At 33.2% G+C, this 15,998-nt stretch carries 16 protein-coding genes; 5 read left to right on the forward strand and 11 right to left on the reverse strand.

Features of this window, described 5'->3' with window-relative positions; all coding sequences use genetic code 11:
* Positions 1-61: 61 nt before the first annotated feature.
* Positions 62-769, forward strand: a complete 708-nt coding sequence (gene flgH / locus CSUIS_RS01440) for a flagellar basal body L-ring protein FlgH (RefSeq protein ID WP_086296813.1) — start codon at positions 62-64, stop codon at positions 767-769.
* Between the two features lies 1 nt (position 770).
* Here flgH and CSUIS_RS01445 read toward each other — a convergent pair whose 3' ends face one another.
* Genes CSUIS_RS01445 through CSUIS_RS01455 form a run of 3 tightly spaced genes read right to left on the reverse strand, consistent with a single transcriptional unit; the run spans position 771 to position 3,673 of the window.
* Positions 771-1,568, reverse strand: a complete 798-nt coding sequence (locus CSUIS_RS01445) for a YihY family inner membrane protein (protein ID WP_086237608.1) — start codon at positions 1,566-1,568, stop codon at positions 771-773.
* Complete coding sequence (locus CSUIS_RS01450; RefSeq protein WP_086296814.1) at positions 1,568-2,947, reverse strand: FAD-linked oxidase C-terminal domain-containing protein; 1,380 nt, start codon at positions 2,945-2,947, stop codon at positions 1,568-1,570. Before CSUIS_RS01450 ends, CSUIS_RS01445 begins: the two co-directional genes overlap by 1 nt.
* Positions 2,948-2,956: 9 nt before the next feature.
* Positions 2,957-3,673 carry a plasminogen-binding N-terminal domain-containing protein gene (locus CSUIS_RS01455; RefSeq protein ID WP_086296815.1) on the reverse strand — a complete coding sequence of 239 codons (717 nt, stop codon included), beginning with the start codon at positions 3,671-3,673 and terminating at the stop codon, positions 2,957-2,959.
* Between the two features lie 117 nt (positions 3,674-3,790).
* Between CSUIS_RS01455 and CSUIS_RS01460 the strand changes: the two genes are divergently transcribed.
* Genes CSUIS_RS01460 through CSUIS_RS01470 form a run of 3 tightly spaced genes read left to right on the forward strand, consistent with a single transcriptional unit; the run spans position 3,791 to position 6,890 of the window.
* The gene (locus CSUIS_RS01460) at positions 3,791-4,954 is read left to right on the forward strand and encodes a peptidoglycan DD-metalloendopeptidase family protein (protein WP_236860787.1); all 1,164 of its coding nucleotides are present in this window, start codon (positions 3,791-3,793) and stop codon (positions 4,952-4,954) included.
* 2 nt (positions 4,955-4,956) lie between these two features.
* Positions 4,957-6,312, forward strand: coding sequence for a magnesium transporter (mgtE, locus tag CSUIS_RS01465; protein WP_086296817.1), 1,356 nt, complete (start codon positions 4,957-4,959; stop codon positions 6,310-6,312).
* Entirely contained in the window at positions 6,297-6,890 is a 594-nt protein-coding gene (locus tag CSUIS_RS01470) for an NUDIX hydrolase (RefSeq protein ID WP_086296818.1), read from the forward strand. The genes mgtE and CSUIS_RS01470 overlap by 16 nt, the downstream gene beginning before the upstream one ends.
* Here the strand turns inward: CSUIS_RS01470 and CSUIS_RS01475 are convergent.
* From CSUIS_RS01475 to CSUIS_RS01495, 5 genes are all read right to left on the reverse strand, one after another.
* Positions 6,887-7,849, reverse strand: a complete 963-nt coding sequence (locus CSUIS_RS01475) for a cation diffusion facilitator family transporter (protein WP_086237614.1) — start codon at positions 7,847-7,849, stop codon at positions 6,887-6,889. The genes CSUIS_RS01470 and CSUIS_RS01475 overlap by 4 nt on opposite strands.
* A gap of 2 nt (positions 7,850-7,851) precedes the next feature.
* Positions 7,852-9,606: a Na/Pi cotransporter family protein gene (locus CSUIS_RS01480; RefSeq protein WP_086237615.1), complete on the reverse strand. Its 1,755-nt coding sequence runs from the start codon at positions 9,604-9,606 to the stop codon at positions 7,852-7,854.
* Entirely contained in the window at positions 9,606-10,322 is a 717-nt protein-coding gene (locus CSUIS_RS01485) for an EI24 domain-containing protein (RefSeq protein WP_086296819.1), read from the reverse strand. Before CSUIS_RS01485 ends, CSUIS_RS01480 begins: the two co-directional genes overlap by 1 nt.
* Positions 10,319-11,014, reverse strand: coding sequence for a dUTPase (dut, locus tag CSUIS_RS01490; RefSeq protein WP_086296820.1), 696 nt, complete (start codon positions 11,012-11,014; stop codon positions 10,319-10,321). The genes CSUIS_RS01485 and dut overlap by 4 nt, the downstream gene beginning before the upstream one ends.
* A gap of 103 nt (positions 11,015-11,117) precedes the next feature.
* A complete protein-coding gene (locus tag CSUIS_RS01495) occupies positions 11,118-11,651 on the reverse strand; it encodes an ATP/GTP-binding protein (RefSeq protein WP_086296821.1) in 534 nt (177 codons plus the stop codon).
* Between the two features lie 98 nt (positions 11,652-11,749).
* Here CSUIS_RS01495 and CSUIS_RS01500 point away from each other — a divergent pair, with 98 nt between their 5' ends.
* On the forward strand, positions 11,750-12,157 hold the full coding sequence (locus CSUIS_RS01500; protein ID WP_086237619.1) for a hypothetical protein: 408 nt from the start codon (positions 11,750-11,752) through the stop codon (positions 12,155-12,157).
* Here CSUIS_RS01500 and CSUIS_RS01505 read toward each other — a convergent pair.
* From CSUIS_RS01505 to CSUIS_RS01515, 3 genes are read right to left on the reverse strand one after another with little or no spacing between them, the layout of a single operon-like run.
* Positions 12,149-12,529 (reverse strand): response regulator, encoded by a 381-nt coding sequence (locus CSUIS_RS01505; RefSeq protein WP_086237620.1) that lies wholly within the window; start codon positions 12,527-12,529, stop codon positions 12,149-12,151. The genes CSUIS_RS01500 and CSUIS_RS01505 overlap by 9 nt on opposite strands.
* Positions 12,526-15,342 (reverse strand): hybrid sensor histidine kinase/response regulator, encoded by a 2,817-nt coding sequence (locus CSUIS_RS01510; protein ID WP_086296822.1) that lies wholly within the window; start codon positions 15,340-15,342, stop codon positions 12,526-12,528. The genes CSUIS_RS01505 and CSUIS_RS01510 overlap by 4 nt, the downstream gene beginning before the upstream one ends.
* Positions 15,342-15,995, reverse strand: a complete 654-nt coding sequence (locus tag CSUIS_RS01515; protein ID WP_086296823.1) for a hypothetical protein — start codon at positions 15,993-15,995, stop codon at positions 15,342-15,344. Before CSUIS_RS01515 ends, CSUIS_RS01510 begins: the two co-directional genes overlap by 1 nt.
* Positions 15,996-15,998 lie beyond the last annotated feature (3 nt).

Raw genomic sequence — 15,998 nt, forward strand, 5'->3', positions numbered from 1 at the left:
TATCTTTGGTATTATTTTGTGCAATTATTGCTATATTGTATCATAAAATTGAGAGTTATTTATGAAAAAGAGTTCTTTTTTTACACTATTTTGTGTAGTTGCTTTTACTGGTTGTACTACTGGGGCTGATCCGCATATATCGATGGCGCCACCTGCATATGTAGAGGAGCTACCAAGTCGCGTTCAAGGTGGTGGAATAGGCAATCCTGGTAGTCTATTTGGCAAGGGGGATAATCCGCTATTTTCAGATAGAAAAGCGATGAATGTAAATGATATTGTTACAGTAATCATAGAAGAAAATGCCAACCAAAGCTCACAATCTAATCGCTCCACTTCTAAAAATAGTGCTACGGCTTTAAATGGGGGGACATTTACTACTCCAGCTGGTTCGCCACTACAAGGTCCGCTAAATGATGTTAATAAGATTGCTGGGATTGGCTTTAGTGCTGGAAGTAGTGGTAGCTATGCTGGAAGTAGCACGGCTACTAGGGTAGAGGCCTTTACCACTACAGTTTCAGCTAGAATTATTAAGGTTTTGACTAATGGCAACTACTTTATAGAAGGTAGTAAAGAGATATTATTAAACAATGAAAAGCAGATAATGCAAATTAGCGGTGTGATTAGACCATATGATATTAGTCAAAATAATGAGATAGAATCAAAATATATCTCAGATGCTAAGATACTATATCGCACTGAAGGTGATTTACAACGCGCTACAGATAAGCCGTGGGGGACTAGAGTTTTAGAGACTATATGGCCGTTTTAATCTATTGGTTTTTTGTAAATTTGGTATTTTCTATGGCGTAGCATAGCTTAATGCCATGTAAAAATATTATCCACGATATATATATCCATAGGATAAAAAATAGAATTATCGAAAAAGAGCCATATATACTAGCGTATGTTTTATTATAAAATGAATACTCTATAAATAGCCATTTAGATACTGACCAAGCAAGGGAGCTAATAAATGAGCTTATGGCTATGCTTTTAATAGATAAATTTCTATTAATGCTAATTATATATGTGATGGCAAATATCGCCCATATAATGATATATGGAAATATAGCAAGGAAATTTATCCAGCTTGTATATTCACTGCTTTTTAGGGCAGTTTGGATAGAGTTAGATAGCCAAAATGATAGTCCTAGACCAAGGGGCATAAGAGTAATTAGCGTCCAGTAGTTGCTAAGTCCTTGCCAAAATTTACGCTTTTGAGTATCACAAATAGTGGATATAGCGTAGTCATACTCAGCAAAAAATAGCAAACTAGTAAAAAGTATCGCTACAACGCCCATAATCCCAAGTGAGCTAGAGTTATTTAAGAATTGGTCTAAATATTGAGTTATATTTTGGCTAGGAAGTAAATTTGAGTAGATAAAATCTTTGATTTTAATATAATACTCTTTAAAGCTTGGCATGGTTGTAAATATGCTAAGAGATACGAAAATTATTGGTATTATCGATAAAAGAGTATGAAAGCTAAGAGAAGCAGCAAAGTGAAATAGCTCTTTATTACTTAACTCCTTTGCTACTATTTTTACAATATCTTTGATATTAGCCATCAAAGTCCCATTTTAAATGGATTTAGTATATTATTGGGGTCAAATGCTCTTTTGATAGATCTAAATAGCTCCATCTCGCCATCGCTAAATGCTAGGCTCATAAATGGAGCCTTAGATATGCCTATGCCGTGTTCGCCACTTAGGGTGCCGCCAAGCTCAACTGTAGCTTTAAAAATCTCTGTAATAGCCTCATAACCTCTTTCTACTGCTTTGGGATCGGATTTATCCACCATTACATTTGTATGGACATTGCCATCGCCTGTATGGCCAAAGCACGGGGTAGTAACATTATATTTAGCTGAAATTTGAGCTATTTTGTCTAAGAGTTCAGGTAGTTTTGAGCGTGGAACTGTTATATCTTCATTTAATTTTAAGCTACCATATGTTGTTATGGCTTGTGAGCAGTTGCGTCTTGCAAACCATATATCAGTACTCTCTTGCTCATCTTTTGCTACTTTAAAATCTATAACGCCATTTTGGATAAAGCAGTTTTTAATAATCTCTAAATCCCCATCAATCACATCTAAATTTGCCCCATCTACATCGCTAATTAGTATCGCTCCAGCATCAAGCGGTAAGCCTTTATTAAATTTTTGCTCTACTGCTTTGATGCTTAATGAGTCTAAAAACTCCATTGCCACAGGGGTAACACCAGCTGCCATAGTCTTATACACAGCATTCATAGCTGAATTTACACTAGGAAATACCCCCATAGCAGTTTTTTTGAATTTAGGTTTAGCTATTAATTTTAGAGTTATCTCTGTAATTACTGCTAAGCTCCCTTCACTTGCTATTAAAATTCCAGCTATATTGTATCCAGCGACATCTTTGATTGTTTTTTTACCAGCTCTTATAATTTCTCCATTAGGCAATACAGCTCTTAGAGCCATTACATAATCTTTGGTAATTCCATATTTTGCAGCACGCATTCCGCCGGCATTTTCGCTTACATTTCCACCTATGCTACTATAGTTTTCACTAGCTGGATCAGGCGGATAGAATAGTCCTACTTCTAGTGCGGCTTTTTGTAAATCCATATTGATTACGCCTGGTTGGACTACGGCTACCATATTTTGCATATCTATTTCTAAAATTTTATTCATATGCTTTTCAAAGCTTAATACCACGCCACCGCTACTAGCTAGAGCCCCACCTGTAAATCCACTTCCAGCCCCCCTTGGGACAATTATTATTTTATTTTCATTACAATATTTTAAAATCGCACTTACATCATTTTCATCTCTTGGAAATAAAACCCCATCTGGCTCATAGCGTTTTTTGGTAGCATCATAGCAGTAGGCTATCTGATGAGCCTTATCAAATTTAGCATTATCCTTGCCAATTAAGCTTTCAAAATATTTTATATGTTTTGTATCCATTTTATTCCTTTATCTATCTAAAAGTTTATTGTAATACTTATTATAGTTACTAATTTTCGCCCCATCAAATTTCCAAAATACACTATCTATATCCTTTATTCTTGTATAAAATGGCACCTCATAGTAGCTTATCTCGCCAGTTTTGAAGCTTTGTAATATCTCAAAGCTACCACAATCAGCAAAGACAGCCTCCCCATCAAGTGCGATAAATATCAGCCCAGCCGCATTCAAAGCACACATTTTGCGAAAGTCAGCTCTACTTGGATTTGGCTTATACTCATAGCTTAGATATGCCGCTACAATATCTGGATGGATAAATGTGATGCGGTTAAAGGCTTTTGTTACTTGATCGTAAATTTCTTTATTTGGTGTGATGATTAAAGATCTATTATACATGTAATTTAGTATCACTTCATCACCAGCTTGAGGCAAAATATTAGGCAGAGGTAAGGCTGGTTGCTTAAGCTGGTCAAATACCTCAAATCTCAAATTCGCATAGCCATCTCTTTTTTGAGTTACTACAGCACGGGCTATTATGGTCTTGCTACCATCTTTTAGTTTGCGTGTTACAACTCCGCTTGAGCCAACTATAAAACTATCATTATCAACTATTGTGGCGTTGCCTTCATTTGTGTTTAGGATTAGATTATAGCTTGGTTGTAAGTCAAATTTAGCCCCAAAGCTAAAAGTGAAGATGGCAATTAGTAAAAGTGCGATTTTTTTCAATTATAACCCCTTGTGTGTTTAAATTTGCCTAATTATACTTAGTTTGGGTAAATGTTTGTAAAGTGTAAGTAATTTTGAGTTATAATTGTGTGATTAATCTTTTTATTAGGACTTTTGATGAAAAAATTTATCTTATCTATTTTAGCTTTTATGAATTTAAATGCAGTAAATGTGAGCGTTGAAGAGCTGATATGGCCTCAAGGCGATACATTTTTGACCTTTTTAGAAAGGCACAATATCCCATTATCCATATATTATAATCTCTCAGGCGAAGATAAAGAGCTAGCTAGTGAGCTTAGTGCTGGGACAAAATTTCAAATTTTAAGAGATATAAATGATGAGATTAGCCAAATTTTATTACCAATAAGCAATGAGATACAAATTCATATTTTTAAAGATATAAATAATCACTACTCTTTGGATTTTATCCCAATTGTATATGAGATTGAAGAGATGATTTTAAATGTGCAAATACAAGACTCCCCATATAAAGAGATTAAAAAAGCGACAAATGATGAGATTTTAGCTAATGCTTTTAATAAATCTTTTAATGGAAGTGTGAATTTTAAAACCTTGCAAAAAGGCGATAGACTAGCTATTATCTATGAGCGTAAAAAGCGTTTGGGTAAGTATATTGGAGAGCCAAATATTAAGGTTGCGATGGTGGAGACAAGGGGTAAGCAAAATTATATATATAAATTTAATGATGTATTTTATAACGCTGATGGCAAGGAGATTGAAAATTTCTTGCTTACTAGACCAGTGCCAAATGCAAGGATTAGCTCAAGATTTAATCCTAAGAGATTTCATCCAGTGTTAAAGCGATATAGGGCTCATCTTGGTGTTGATTATGCTGCGCCAAGAGGAACAAAAATATATGCTGCTGGAGATGGGGTGGTAAGCTTTGTTGGAAATAAGGGCGGATATGGCAAAACCGTAACTATAGATCACTCAAATGGATATATGACTTTATATGCTCATGTAAATGGCTACGCAAAGGGTATTAAAAAGGGCAAAAAAGTTAAAAAGGGTCAGCTAATTGCTTATGTAGGAAGCACAGGCTTAAGCACTGGTCCGCATCTGCATTTTGGTCTATATAAAAATGGCAACGCCATCAATCCAGAATCTGTAGTAAGAATAGCTAAATCCGAGCTAAAAAAAGAGCAAAAAATCGAATTTAATAAACTAAAAGAGAGTTTAGATAATCAAATTCAAGCTAGTTTTAAAAATCATATTAATAAAGCTCCACTTGAAGATATAGCAAATATAACCGAGATATAACAATGCCAAATAAAAATTTAGAAGAGGCTAAAGAGAAGCTTAAAAAGCATATTATAGATGAGAGTGAGCTAAGTGCTGCTGATATAGCAAGCCATCTAAAGATATTAAAAACTCACGATGAAGATGAGTATGCTAAATATCTAGAAAAGCTTGACGCTCACACGCTTGGCGAGGCGGCTATGGAGATGCCAGAGCATATGCTCCGTGATGTGATCGAAAATATCCCAAATGATAAGATAGCCGAAGCTATAGATGAGCTAGAAAGCGATGACGCAACTGATCTTATACAGACCATAGAAGAGATAGATGAAGAGAAGGCAAAAGAGCTATTTAGCTCACTTGAGATAGATAGCCAAAAAGAGATTAGTAAGCTTATAAATTATGAAGATAACGAAGCTGGTGCGTATATGCAAACAGAGCTATTTAGCGCTAGGTTAGATGAGAGCTTGGGTAGTGCTATAGCTAGGTTTCGTATAATGAAGCAAGAAAATAAGATTGAAAATGTCTTTTCTTTATTTGTTGTGGATAATGAAGGGGTATTAAAGCATACAATTGCACTTGAGGATCTTATAACATATGATTTTAATCTAAATTTAAATCAAATTGTAGTTGAAGATGAGGAGAGATTTAAACCGCATTTTGCTATTGATAGTGATGATATTAAGGTTGTGGCTGATATTATTATGGATTATGATTTAAGTGCGATTGCGGTTACAAATAGAGCTGGAATTTTGCTTGGGCGGATTACTACTGATGATATTCACGACTTTTTAAAAGAGAGTGCTACTGAGCAGATTTACAATCTAGCTGGGGTTAATGATGAAGCTGAAGAGGAGGGGCTAGTCAAAACTGGTAGAGCTAGGGCTGCTTGGTTGTTTGTGAATTTGATTACGGCAATTTTAGGGGTTATAGTTATTGGATTTTTTGAAAAGTCTATTGAGAGTTTGGTCGCCTTAGCAGTTTTAATGCCAATAGTAGCTAGTATGGGTGGTAACGCTGGAAATCAAACGCTAGCCGTTACTGTAAGAAGACTTGCTCTTGGCGAGATTGGGATTGATGATTTTTGGACGGTGCTTAAAAAAGAGATTATAATGGCGATTTTTAACTCTTTGATTTTTGCGATTTTTTTAGGGGTTTTAGTGGGGCTTTGGTTTGATATGCCGATGCTTGGAGTGGTAATAGCAGTAGCGATGGTGGCAAATATCATTATGGCGGCATTTTTAGGCACATTTATCCCCCTTACTCTAAAACGCATAGGGCTTGACCCAGCTGTTGGTAGCACGGTGTTTTTAACTACTGCAACTGATATTATAGGATTTTTTGTATTTTTAGGACTAGCGACATGGATTTTACTATAAGTGATTTAAAAATCATACCATTAAAGGAGTCTAAATTTGTTAGACCATTTAGTATCTCATATACTCAAGATGGTAAGAAGAAGTGTTGGGATTGCGTTGAGGCACACGATAGCGTGAGTTGTCTGCTATATCATAGGGAGTTTGACTCATTTTTGTTTGTTAGGCAGTTTCGCCCATCTGTGTGGTACTATCAAGAGAAAAATCAAATCCAAACCAAAAACGGCCTTACATATGAGCTTTGTGCGGGGATTATGGATAAGGGGCTAGATACCAAAGCTACTATGATTGAAGAGATTATAGAAGAGACAGGATATAGCCTTAGTAATATAGAGCGAGTTACTAGTAGTTTTACCGCACTTGGATTTGGAGCAAACTCTCAAACTCTATTTTATGGCGAAATTGATGAGAGTATGAAGGTCTCAAGTGGCGGTGGGGTAGATGATGAGAAGATAGAGTTAGTATTTATAAAGCAAAGCCAGATATTAAATTTCATCTATGATGAAAGCAAGGTAAAGGCACCAAATCTACAATTTTCCATACTTTGGTGGATGATGAATAAAAAGGCTAAATTTGATTAAAGCCATTTTGGATTTTTTGTAAAGCTAACGCTAAGCCAAATTTTATAACTTGGGATATTTAATCCTTGCTCTATCTCATCTCTTATTTGATCCATCTCATCTATGCTTTGAATTTTAAATGACTCACCCATTAAGATATTTATCTCAATCATAAAAAATCTCCCACTCTTTGCTACATGCGTATCATAATCGCTAAAATTATACTTTTTTGATATATTTTGTAGTAGAGTGTCTATCTTATCATCCATATCCTTAGGTGCGACCATGGCTAAATCGGCTAAATTTTTTATAAATACCTTTAGCGGCATTATGGCTAAGATCATAGACAATACCACTAAAAGCGTAGGATCTAAATATCTAGCCCATATAGTTTGGCTCTCCTTATCAAATAGCCAAACCGCCCCAAAAGCTAAAAATCCACCCATATAAAGCACGCTATCTATAAGCCACTCTAGGCTATCAACGGATATTAGCGGGGATTGTAAGATTTTAGCTTGATATGATGTAAAAAGCCAAATTCCAATAGATAAAATCATAGATAAAAATGAGTAAAGCATCGCTTGGTCAAATTTAACTTCATAGCCACCGGTTAAAATGCCTTCAATGCCGTTGATTATGGCATACACGCATAGTATTAGTAAAATCAAGCTTTTAAATAGATTTACCATAGGCTCAAATCGCATATATCCATATTGGAAAATATCATCATCTTCTTTATAGATAAATTTTGATGTAATTACGCTAAGTAGGATTAAAATAATAGATAAAAACGCCACCAAACCATCAAAAATAATCGCCTTTGAGCCAATGTATATCCCATACGAAATTCCAAAAATCGCTAACACCACCGCACAATATAGCGATATTTTTAGCGTAAATTGCTCTTTTTGGCTTTGCGTTAATGGCTGCTCTATGTTGTTTCTAATTTTTTTATACTTATTTTGCGGTGGCTTTATCATATTTATGCATTCGTTATCTCTTCTAATTTTTCTTCGCTATGATGATGAGTAAATATCATCTCAACCACCTTAAGCATACCTTTTGTGATATTTTTCATTAGCGCCGTATCATTCATCAAAGATGTTGCCATTTTGTTGGTGATTTTTTTATTGATGATTAATACATCAAAGTTAAACTCACTATCATACTCTTGATATATTTTACGCAAATTTTTTATCTGATTTTCTAGCTCACTTGGGTCTTTGATATTTGCGATTTTATACATTATGCGAAGGCTTTGTAGCATTTCGACTCTTAGTTTATCATACTCCTCTTTAGCATATTGATTAGAGCTTGTGATATATTTATAGATATTTGGCTGGGCATTTTTCATATCTTTTAAGGTTTCAGCCATAATCAGTGCTGAGCGCCTAATATCCATAAATTTACTCAATTGTTCTGGCTTAGCATTAGCTCCAGCTAATATGGCGTAGTCGATAATCTGACTATATATCTCTTTAAATCTATTATTATATAGCTCATCATAGTCAATTTTAATCGCAGTTTGCCTTAGGGCGATTATATCTTTAGCGGGGGTATCGCTATTTTGTATATCGCTACTACTAATGCTAATGGCTTTTGCGATGATTGAGTTTGCGTTAGAATATAGGTGTAGCATCTCTTTATTTAAGACCTCTAAAGCACTATTTGGGAATTGTAATGAGTGCTCATCAAGATACTTAGCGCTATCGATTTTACTCCTTTTTTTGCTATCTTTCATAAATTTATTTAGTAGTTTTTCGATAAATGGGATTAATGGGTAGAATATGATTACGCCAACAGCATTAAAATATGATAAAAATACAGCAAGTCTAAGGGTATAATCATCTTTAGCAATACCAAAATAGTCGCTAGTAATATCGGTGATATACATAAATGGCGTGATTAAAATAATGCTTATTATCGCACACGATACATTAAATAATACATGAGCTACTGTTAGCTTCTTGCCTTCTATATTTGCATTTAATGAGCCAATTACAGCCATTACAGTTGAGCCTACATTTGAGCCGATGGCTATACCAACGGCATTTTCATATGTTATCTGTCCTACGCTTAGAGCAGCTATTGCTAGGGTTAAAGATGCGTGTGAGCTTTGAATTAGCACAGTAACTACAACCCCTACAAGCGTATATATAAGCAATCCTCCAATGCCAGACATAGCAAATTGTGATAGATCAATGCTATCTTTAATGTGGTCAAAGCCACCTTTCATATATGAAATTCCCAAAAATAAAAGCCCAATACTAAATAAAAAATACCCAAAGCCTTTTATCTTTTGAGTTTTATTAACCATACATAGCATGCCAATTACGATAAGAGGCATTGAGTATGCAGCTATATCTACCTTAACCCCAAATCCAGCTAAAAACCAACCTGTGGTAATGGTGGCTAAATTTATCCCATATATAATAGCAAGGCCTGAAGCTAAAGAGATTAGCCCAGCGCTTAAAAATGATATAGCAAGAACGCTTACAAGACCGCTTGATTGCATTATGGTGGTAGAAACAGAGCCAAATATAAAGCTTTGAAAATTTGTTTTAGTCATTTTTTTTAAAAATGTCTCCAAGCTTGCCATCATCGAAAAGCTCTTTTCAAGCACACTCATCGCATACAAAAATATACAAACCCCAAAAATAATAGTCAAAAAGCTCTGGCTAATATACATCAAAATAGATATTAAAACTATAAAGCTAAAAAATAGAATATTTTTCATCAAAACCCTTTTGAATTTTTCTCTAATAATAAATGGCTTAAAAATATTACAAAAAATATTTGACTAAATAATCCAACAAATGGTATTAAGGTAATTATGTAAAATATCACTGAAGCGCTAAAAAATTTAACTCCACCGCCTTTTTGTAAATCAACTTCAAAGATTAATCTATCAGAGGTATTGCTAGCGACATCAATTAGCATAAGGCGATAAAATAGGTAGAAAAATGGCAAATTTAGTATAAAAAGATTGATTACTGGGATAAATAGAAGTGGGATACAAATTAGAAAAATTAGTATAAATTTGATAAATGTGATAAAGATTAAATTTAATACTCTAATGTTGCTTGGCTCTGGGGTTGTGTTGTAATTATAATATTTTTGATTTATAAATTTAACTATATACGGGGTTAAAAATCCTGTGATTACAGCAGCGATTGCGACGCTTAAGATGATGGCTAAGAATATGCTAATTACATAAAATGATGAGGTTATGATGAATTGAACTAAGCTTAGTGATATTAGCCACGCTATAAATCCATCTCCACTAGCATAGGTTTGGATTTGCGGCTTAGCAAAAGCGGCAAAAATATCATCGCCAAATAGCACAACTAAGCCAATTAAACTAGCCAAAGATACCACAAGTGGCAAGATGGATAATAGGATAAATCTAAGGCTTAAAAAATCAGCAAATGAGCGTTTAATCACACTATTCATTGGATATTTTGATAGCTAATTTTAAGTTTAGAGTAAATTTCATCTACGCTACTTACTCCACTTTGTAATATCTCACTCATTACTATATTATCTTCTACTCCATTCCAAATTTTTTTGTATGTGCCATCTTTGTAGCCGTGGTCTTGGCGAAATTTGTTTAATACATTTTTGCCTATATAGATATTAAATAATTTTTGTAAATTCACTCCGCATTTTAACGCAACTCTAAAATAATCCCTTAAAAGATCAAAGAAATTTATATTAAACCCACTACAACGATTTATGATAAGCTCAGTATCATTGATAATCTCATAAATGCTATACTTTTTAATATTATAAGGCTCTTTACAAAATTCATTAAATCCGCTTGTTGCTACTATATCATCAGTTAAATTTTCTATATCTCCAAGGGAGTTAATCTTATAATTTTCTAATCCCAAACTCATAATAAAATGCCAAATATCCACAATCTCAATAGCGATATTATCGACATCTAATGGGGCATTTATCTCCTTCCAATGCTTCCAAGCAAAGCTATCAATTAGCTCAGCACACTCCATATATATACAACGCTTCCAGCTAATTAGTTTGCCATCTTTAGTAGTGCCTCTCTCCCAGCCAATGCCATTTGTATTATCATTTAGTTCTTGTTGAAGTTTTAACATCTCTTTTATTAAATTTCTATATATCATAGCTTTACCTTAAAATTTTTAAAATTAAAGATTATACAAAAATTTAGTTAATGATTAAATTTAGATAGCAAAATTTAGCTAATAAGCTTGCTTTTAAGCAAGCTTAAGCGTAGTAGTTTAGGCTATTTTGTGGTTTTATCATATTTTCAAATAGCTTATTGGTTTGTTCTAGTAAGGTTTTATTTATTTTATTATTTGTACTTTTATTCTCTTTTAGCATCTCATCAAACATATCTAAAAGCGATTTTTTTAGCTCTATTTTTGCATCATTACTGCTTAAATCTGGTAGATATTTTTTAAGCGAATTTGAGATATTTGCGATTGTCTCATCGCTAAATGGCTCATTTTCCTTAACTTGCTTCATAAACTCATCTATTTTTGGGCGAAGTTCTTCCATAGCCTTTGCTATCTCATCTCTATCTTGCTGGCTTAGGCCATTATCGCTATTTAGTTCAAATTTATACCCATAAGAGTGTTTTAAGCTAAGGGTTTGCTCTTGAGAATTTTTAGAGTTTTTATTTGAGTAGTTAAGCTCTTTATTATCATACATTGAAAGATTGATAGTATCGCCTGAGCTGGTTTTAAAAGAGTAGTTAAACGCATTATAAGAGGCATTTGCGTAGTTGCTAGTTGTCATTATGATTTCCTTAAAATTTATAACAAAATCGGCTAAAAGCGATTTATTTTAAGCCAAATTTGGCTAAAATCAAGCAAAAATAGTGCCAATATAAAAAGATGAATGAGAAGATAGTTAAATTTATTAAAGACGAGCATATATTAACCCTTGGCGTGAATTCGCCAGATGGGGCGTATCTTTGTAGCTGTTTTTATGCTTTTATTGAGCCAAATTTGATTATTGTGGCTTTTGGAAGTGGTAGCTACCACCTAAGGGCTATACAAAGTGATAATAGGGTTTTTATAAATATTGCCTTACAAACAGATATAGTAGGGAAAATTCAAGGTCTTCAAGCCAAAGGAGTGATAAGTAAAAGCGATATTAAAGAGCATAAAAGTGCCTATATATCGAGGTTTGCTTATGCTAGGTTTATGAAGCTAAATTTATACACAATTAGGCTAAATTGGCTTAAATTTACAGATAATAGCTTGGGATTTGGCAAGAAAATTGAGTTAAATTTAGCCTAAAGCGTTGGCTATCTTTTTTATAAATTTATTTAATGATTTTTTGCTAATTGGCTTTACTATAAAGTCATATACCCCAAATTCCAACGCCTTTTGACGCTGAGAAATATCTGTGCTGATGGCTATTATTGGAATATCTTGGAGATATTTGCGTTGTTTGAAATTGTTTAAAAACTCAAACCCATCAAGGCGTGGCATATATATATCTAGTAGTATCAAATTTATATCAAATCTACGCTCTAAAATCTCCATCGCCTCTAATCCATCTTTGGCTGTGGTTATGCTTGCTATATAGAGATTATTAGCCAAGATCATATCTAATAGCTTAAGAGTAATCTCATCATCATCGATTATAAGGACATTTAGCTTTATCATAGTAGCTCTTTTATCTGATTTTCTAGCTCAGATTTGCTGATATTTGTATTTAGTATCTTGGCAAATTGCGTTTTCATCTGTGTTGGAATTTCAGTGTTTGGCTCTATAAATAGCACCATTTTACTCATAAATTTATGTAATTCATAGCTAGTCTTTAGGATATTTAAGACTCTTTTAAAGTCAAATTGAGCTGCTCCATAATCAATTAAAATTAGCTTATAAGCTCTATTTTGTATGATCTCTTCAAGCTCATCTAAAGAATCAGTGCTATCTATACTATGGCAGATCTTTGATAGGACGGCTTGGTAAATTCTATTTTCCATTTTACTCTTTTTTAATAGCAATATATCTCTTGTATCATCAAGGGCATTTAGTGGGTCTTTATTATCAATGCTAGATAAAATTTCGATAATTTGTGATTTAAAAAACGGCTTTTGCAAGTAGTAATCAAATAGCAAATTTGTCTTATTTATCTTATCTTTAGGGCTTGAAAGCATCGCTATTATAGGTGTTCTTTCTATATCCTTTTCATCTTGCGTGTTGATGATATTTGTTGTAGCGATTATGGCGTTTTGCTTATTTAGGGCAATATCAGTAAAAATCGCATCATAGTGGTTAATCAAAGTAAGCTCATACAAGCTTTTGCCATCATAAACCACATCTACATTAGCACATATCTCCTCAAACATCTCTTTAATTTTTTTGCTTGTATCATTGGTGGCAATTAGAATTTTTAAATTATATTTTTGTGTGGATTTAAGGCTATTTAATAGTGTATTTATCAAAGAGATTAGGCTAGGGCTAAAGCCGTGATTAAGCTCTTGATACTCTATATTTTTTGGATTTTTATCGCCTTTAAATTTGCCAATAACTGGCGTGGCATTTGGCTCAATTGCTACACCAAGGTATTTTAAATATAGGTTTATAATCTCTAAATTCTCTTCATCAATATCATTTTTATTAATCGATACTTTTGAGCCTTTAAATATATTAGCGTAGTTTTTATCATTATGTGGGTGGAATTTTAGGGTTAAGTTTAGGCTAAATTCACTACCATTTTTTAGCTGACTTTGGACATTTATCTTGCTATTTAGCATCTTAGCATAGTGGTTGATTATACTTAGGCCAAGACCAGTTCCGCCATAAGTTCTTGATAAATTTTCATCTACATAGAAGCTATCAAATATCTTATTAATAGCATTTTGAGCGATCCCAATTCCATTATCTTTGACTATAAAATCAAAGCTAATATCGCTATTTGTAGATGAAATTTTCTTTGCATATATATTGATTTTGCCACCATTTGGCGTGAATTTGATGGCATTGTCAATTAAATTTATAGCTATTTGCCTTATCTTCTCTTCATCGCTAAATGCAGTTATCATAAGCTCTGGATCGATGTAGTAAGTAAGGGATAGATTTTTAGCTATAAGCCTATCAAAATATGAGGTTATAATCCCATCAAATAGATTATAAAGCACAAATTCGCTCTCATAAATTTCGCTCTCTCCAGCTTCGATCTTAGCCATATTTATGATATTGTTTATAGCTTTTAGTAGAGTTTGGCTGCTATGTTCGATTATATCAATTAGCTCTTTTTCATCCTTGCCTAGTGAGCGACTTTTTAAAAGATCTATAAAGCCCATTATGCCATTTAGCGGAGCTTTGATTTCGTGCGATATATTGGTTAAAAAGGCGGTTTTAGATCTACTATCGCTTTGGGCTATATCTTTTTGTGCGATAATCCTATCTAAGGCCTCATTGATGATTTTATGGCCATTTTCTAGCGAATTTTCTTGGGTGCCATCAGATAAATTTGCAGATGAGACTGATTTTATTTTTTTAATAATTTTTGATAGATTATTGATATTAGCTCTTATATAATTTTTAGTGTAATATGATGTTAAAATCAGCACAATGCTAATAAGCCAAACCACAAAAGCTATGATAGAATCAAATAAAATTTCTGTAGAGAAATTATCTATTTCAGATTTGATTTGAGATATTATCGCTTCTTGAATTTGATATGCGAATTTTAGCTCATCGCTGATTAGATCATAATGCTTCTGTGCTAGGTAGTTGCTTGGCAAACCATCTTTTATAATCTCAATTGTAAAGGTGCTAAGATTATTAATAGCCTGTCTATATTCATTGCTTGTAAATATTGATTCTATAGTATTTTTGGCTTGACTTGATGGTAGGTGGCTATAATCTAATTTATTATTTCTTATAAGCTCAAGCCATAAAAGAAGTTCTTGATCACTAAGGGCTCTATAATTGATAATATTAGCCACCAGATCTCTTTTAGCACTTATGGTTATGGTGTTAGAGTATGATGAGACAAAAGCAAGGATAAATAAATTTATTCTATGCGATATATTATAATTCCTAAACTCTAAAATATCATCTTTGATAAGCAGGTTAATATCTCTAAAATAGCTTGAAATTTCACTTTTATTAAAGTCTGAATTATCTAATTTATGGCGAATTTGAAAAAGCGTATTAAGCTTATCTAAAATCGGCTCTATGCTATTTTGATTGTAGTGTAGGGATTTGATATGCTCTATTGTGTGATCTGTGATTTGGCGATTTATATTTTTGCTTGTTGTATCATTGATAATCATCTCTTTATCTAACTCTTTAGAGAGATTTACAAGATCTAGTGAGATGATAAATTTGGATTTTAGATCTTTTAAATCCATATTAATATCATACTGTCTAATCAAATACCAGCTAGATAGAAAAAATATAATACACAAAGGTATTGTCGCTATTAAACGCAAAATTCCAAGTAGGCCAAAGTGTAGTCTCATCACATCTCACTTTTAATTATATTTTCGATATTTTCGATAAATTGCATATATTGGTAGAACTCATCATTGAGTAGTTTTTCATCATTAGTAGATTGGATATTTATTAGAATTTGGCAAAATTCAGTTAATTTTAAGTTTGTAGCCATCGCGGCAAGCTCTTTGATAATATCACTAGCATCTATCAATAAAAGCTTCGCTTCATATAAGGCTTCATATCTCTCTTTGGCTATTTTAGTAAATTCTAAAACTCTAGTTTTAAACTCATTAGCATCCAATCTACTAATGTATAGTATATCCCATAGCCATCTAGTTTGGTCGCTAAAATATGATAGTCTATTGCCATCAAATAGTAGCTTGACGCTATAATAATGCTCATTTAAATCCTTTAAATTTACCACTTCAACGGCAATTTTAGCACTCATTATATCGCCATTATCAAGCTTGATTTGCATATCTTGGATATTGGACTGGGACTCAGATATTATGAGATCTATATAGTGTTTTTTGGTGTTATATAGGGGGCTAGTTTCTAAAAAATAGTCGCTCACATCATTACAACTTCTAAAAAAATCCTCAGGAGTTAAAAAGCCAAAAAGAGATAACCCTTCGCTACTAATGCCGATCATTTCATAGTTTTGATTATAAAGTATCATATT

Source organism: Campylobacter porcelli, assembly GCF_002139855.1.
GTDB lineage: Bacteria > Campylobacterota > Campylobacteria > Campylobacterales > Campylobacteraceae > Campylobacter > Campylobacter porcelli.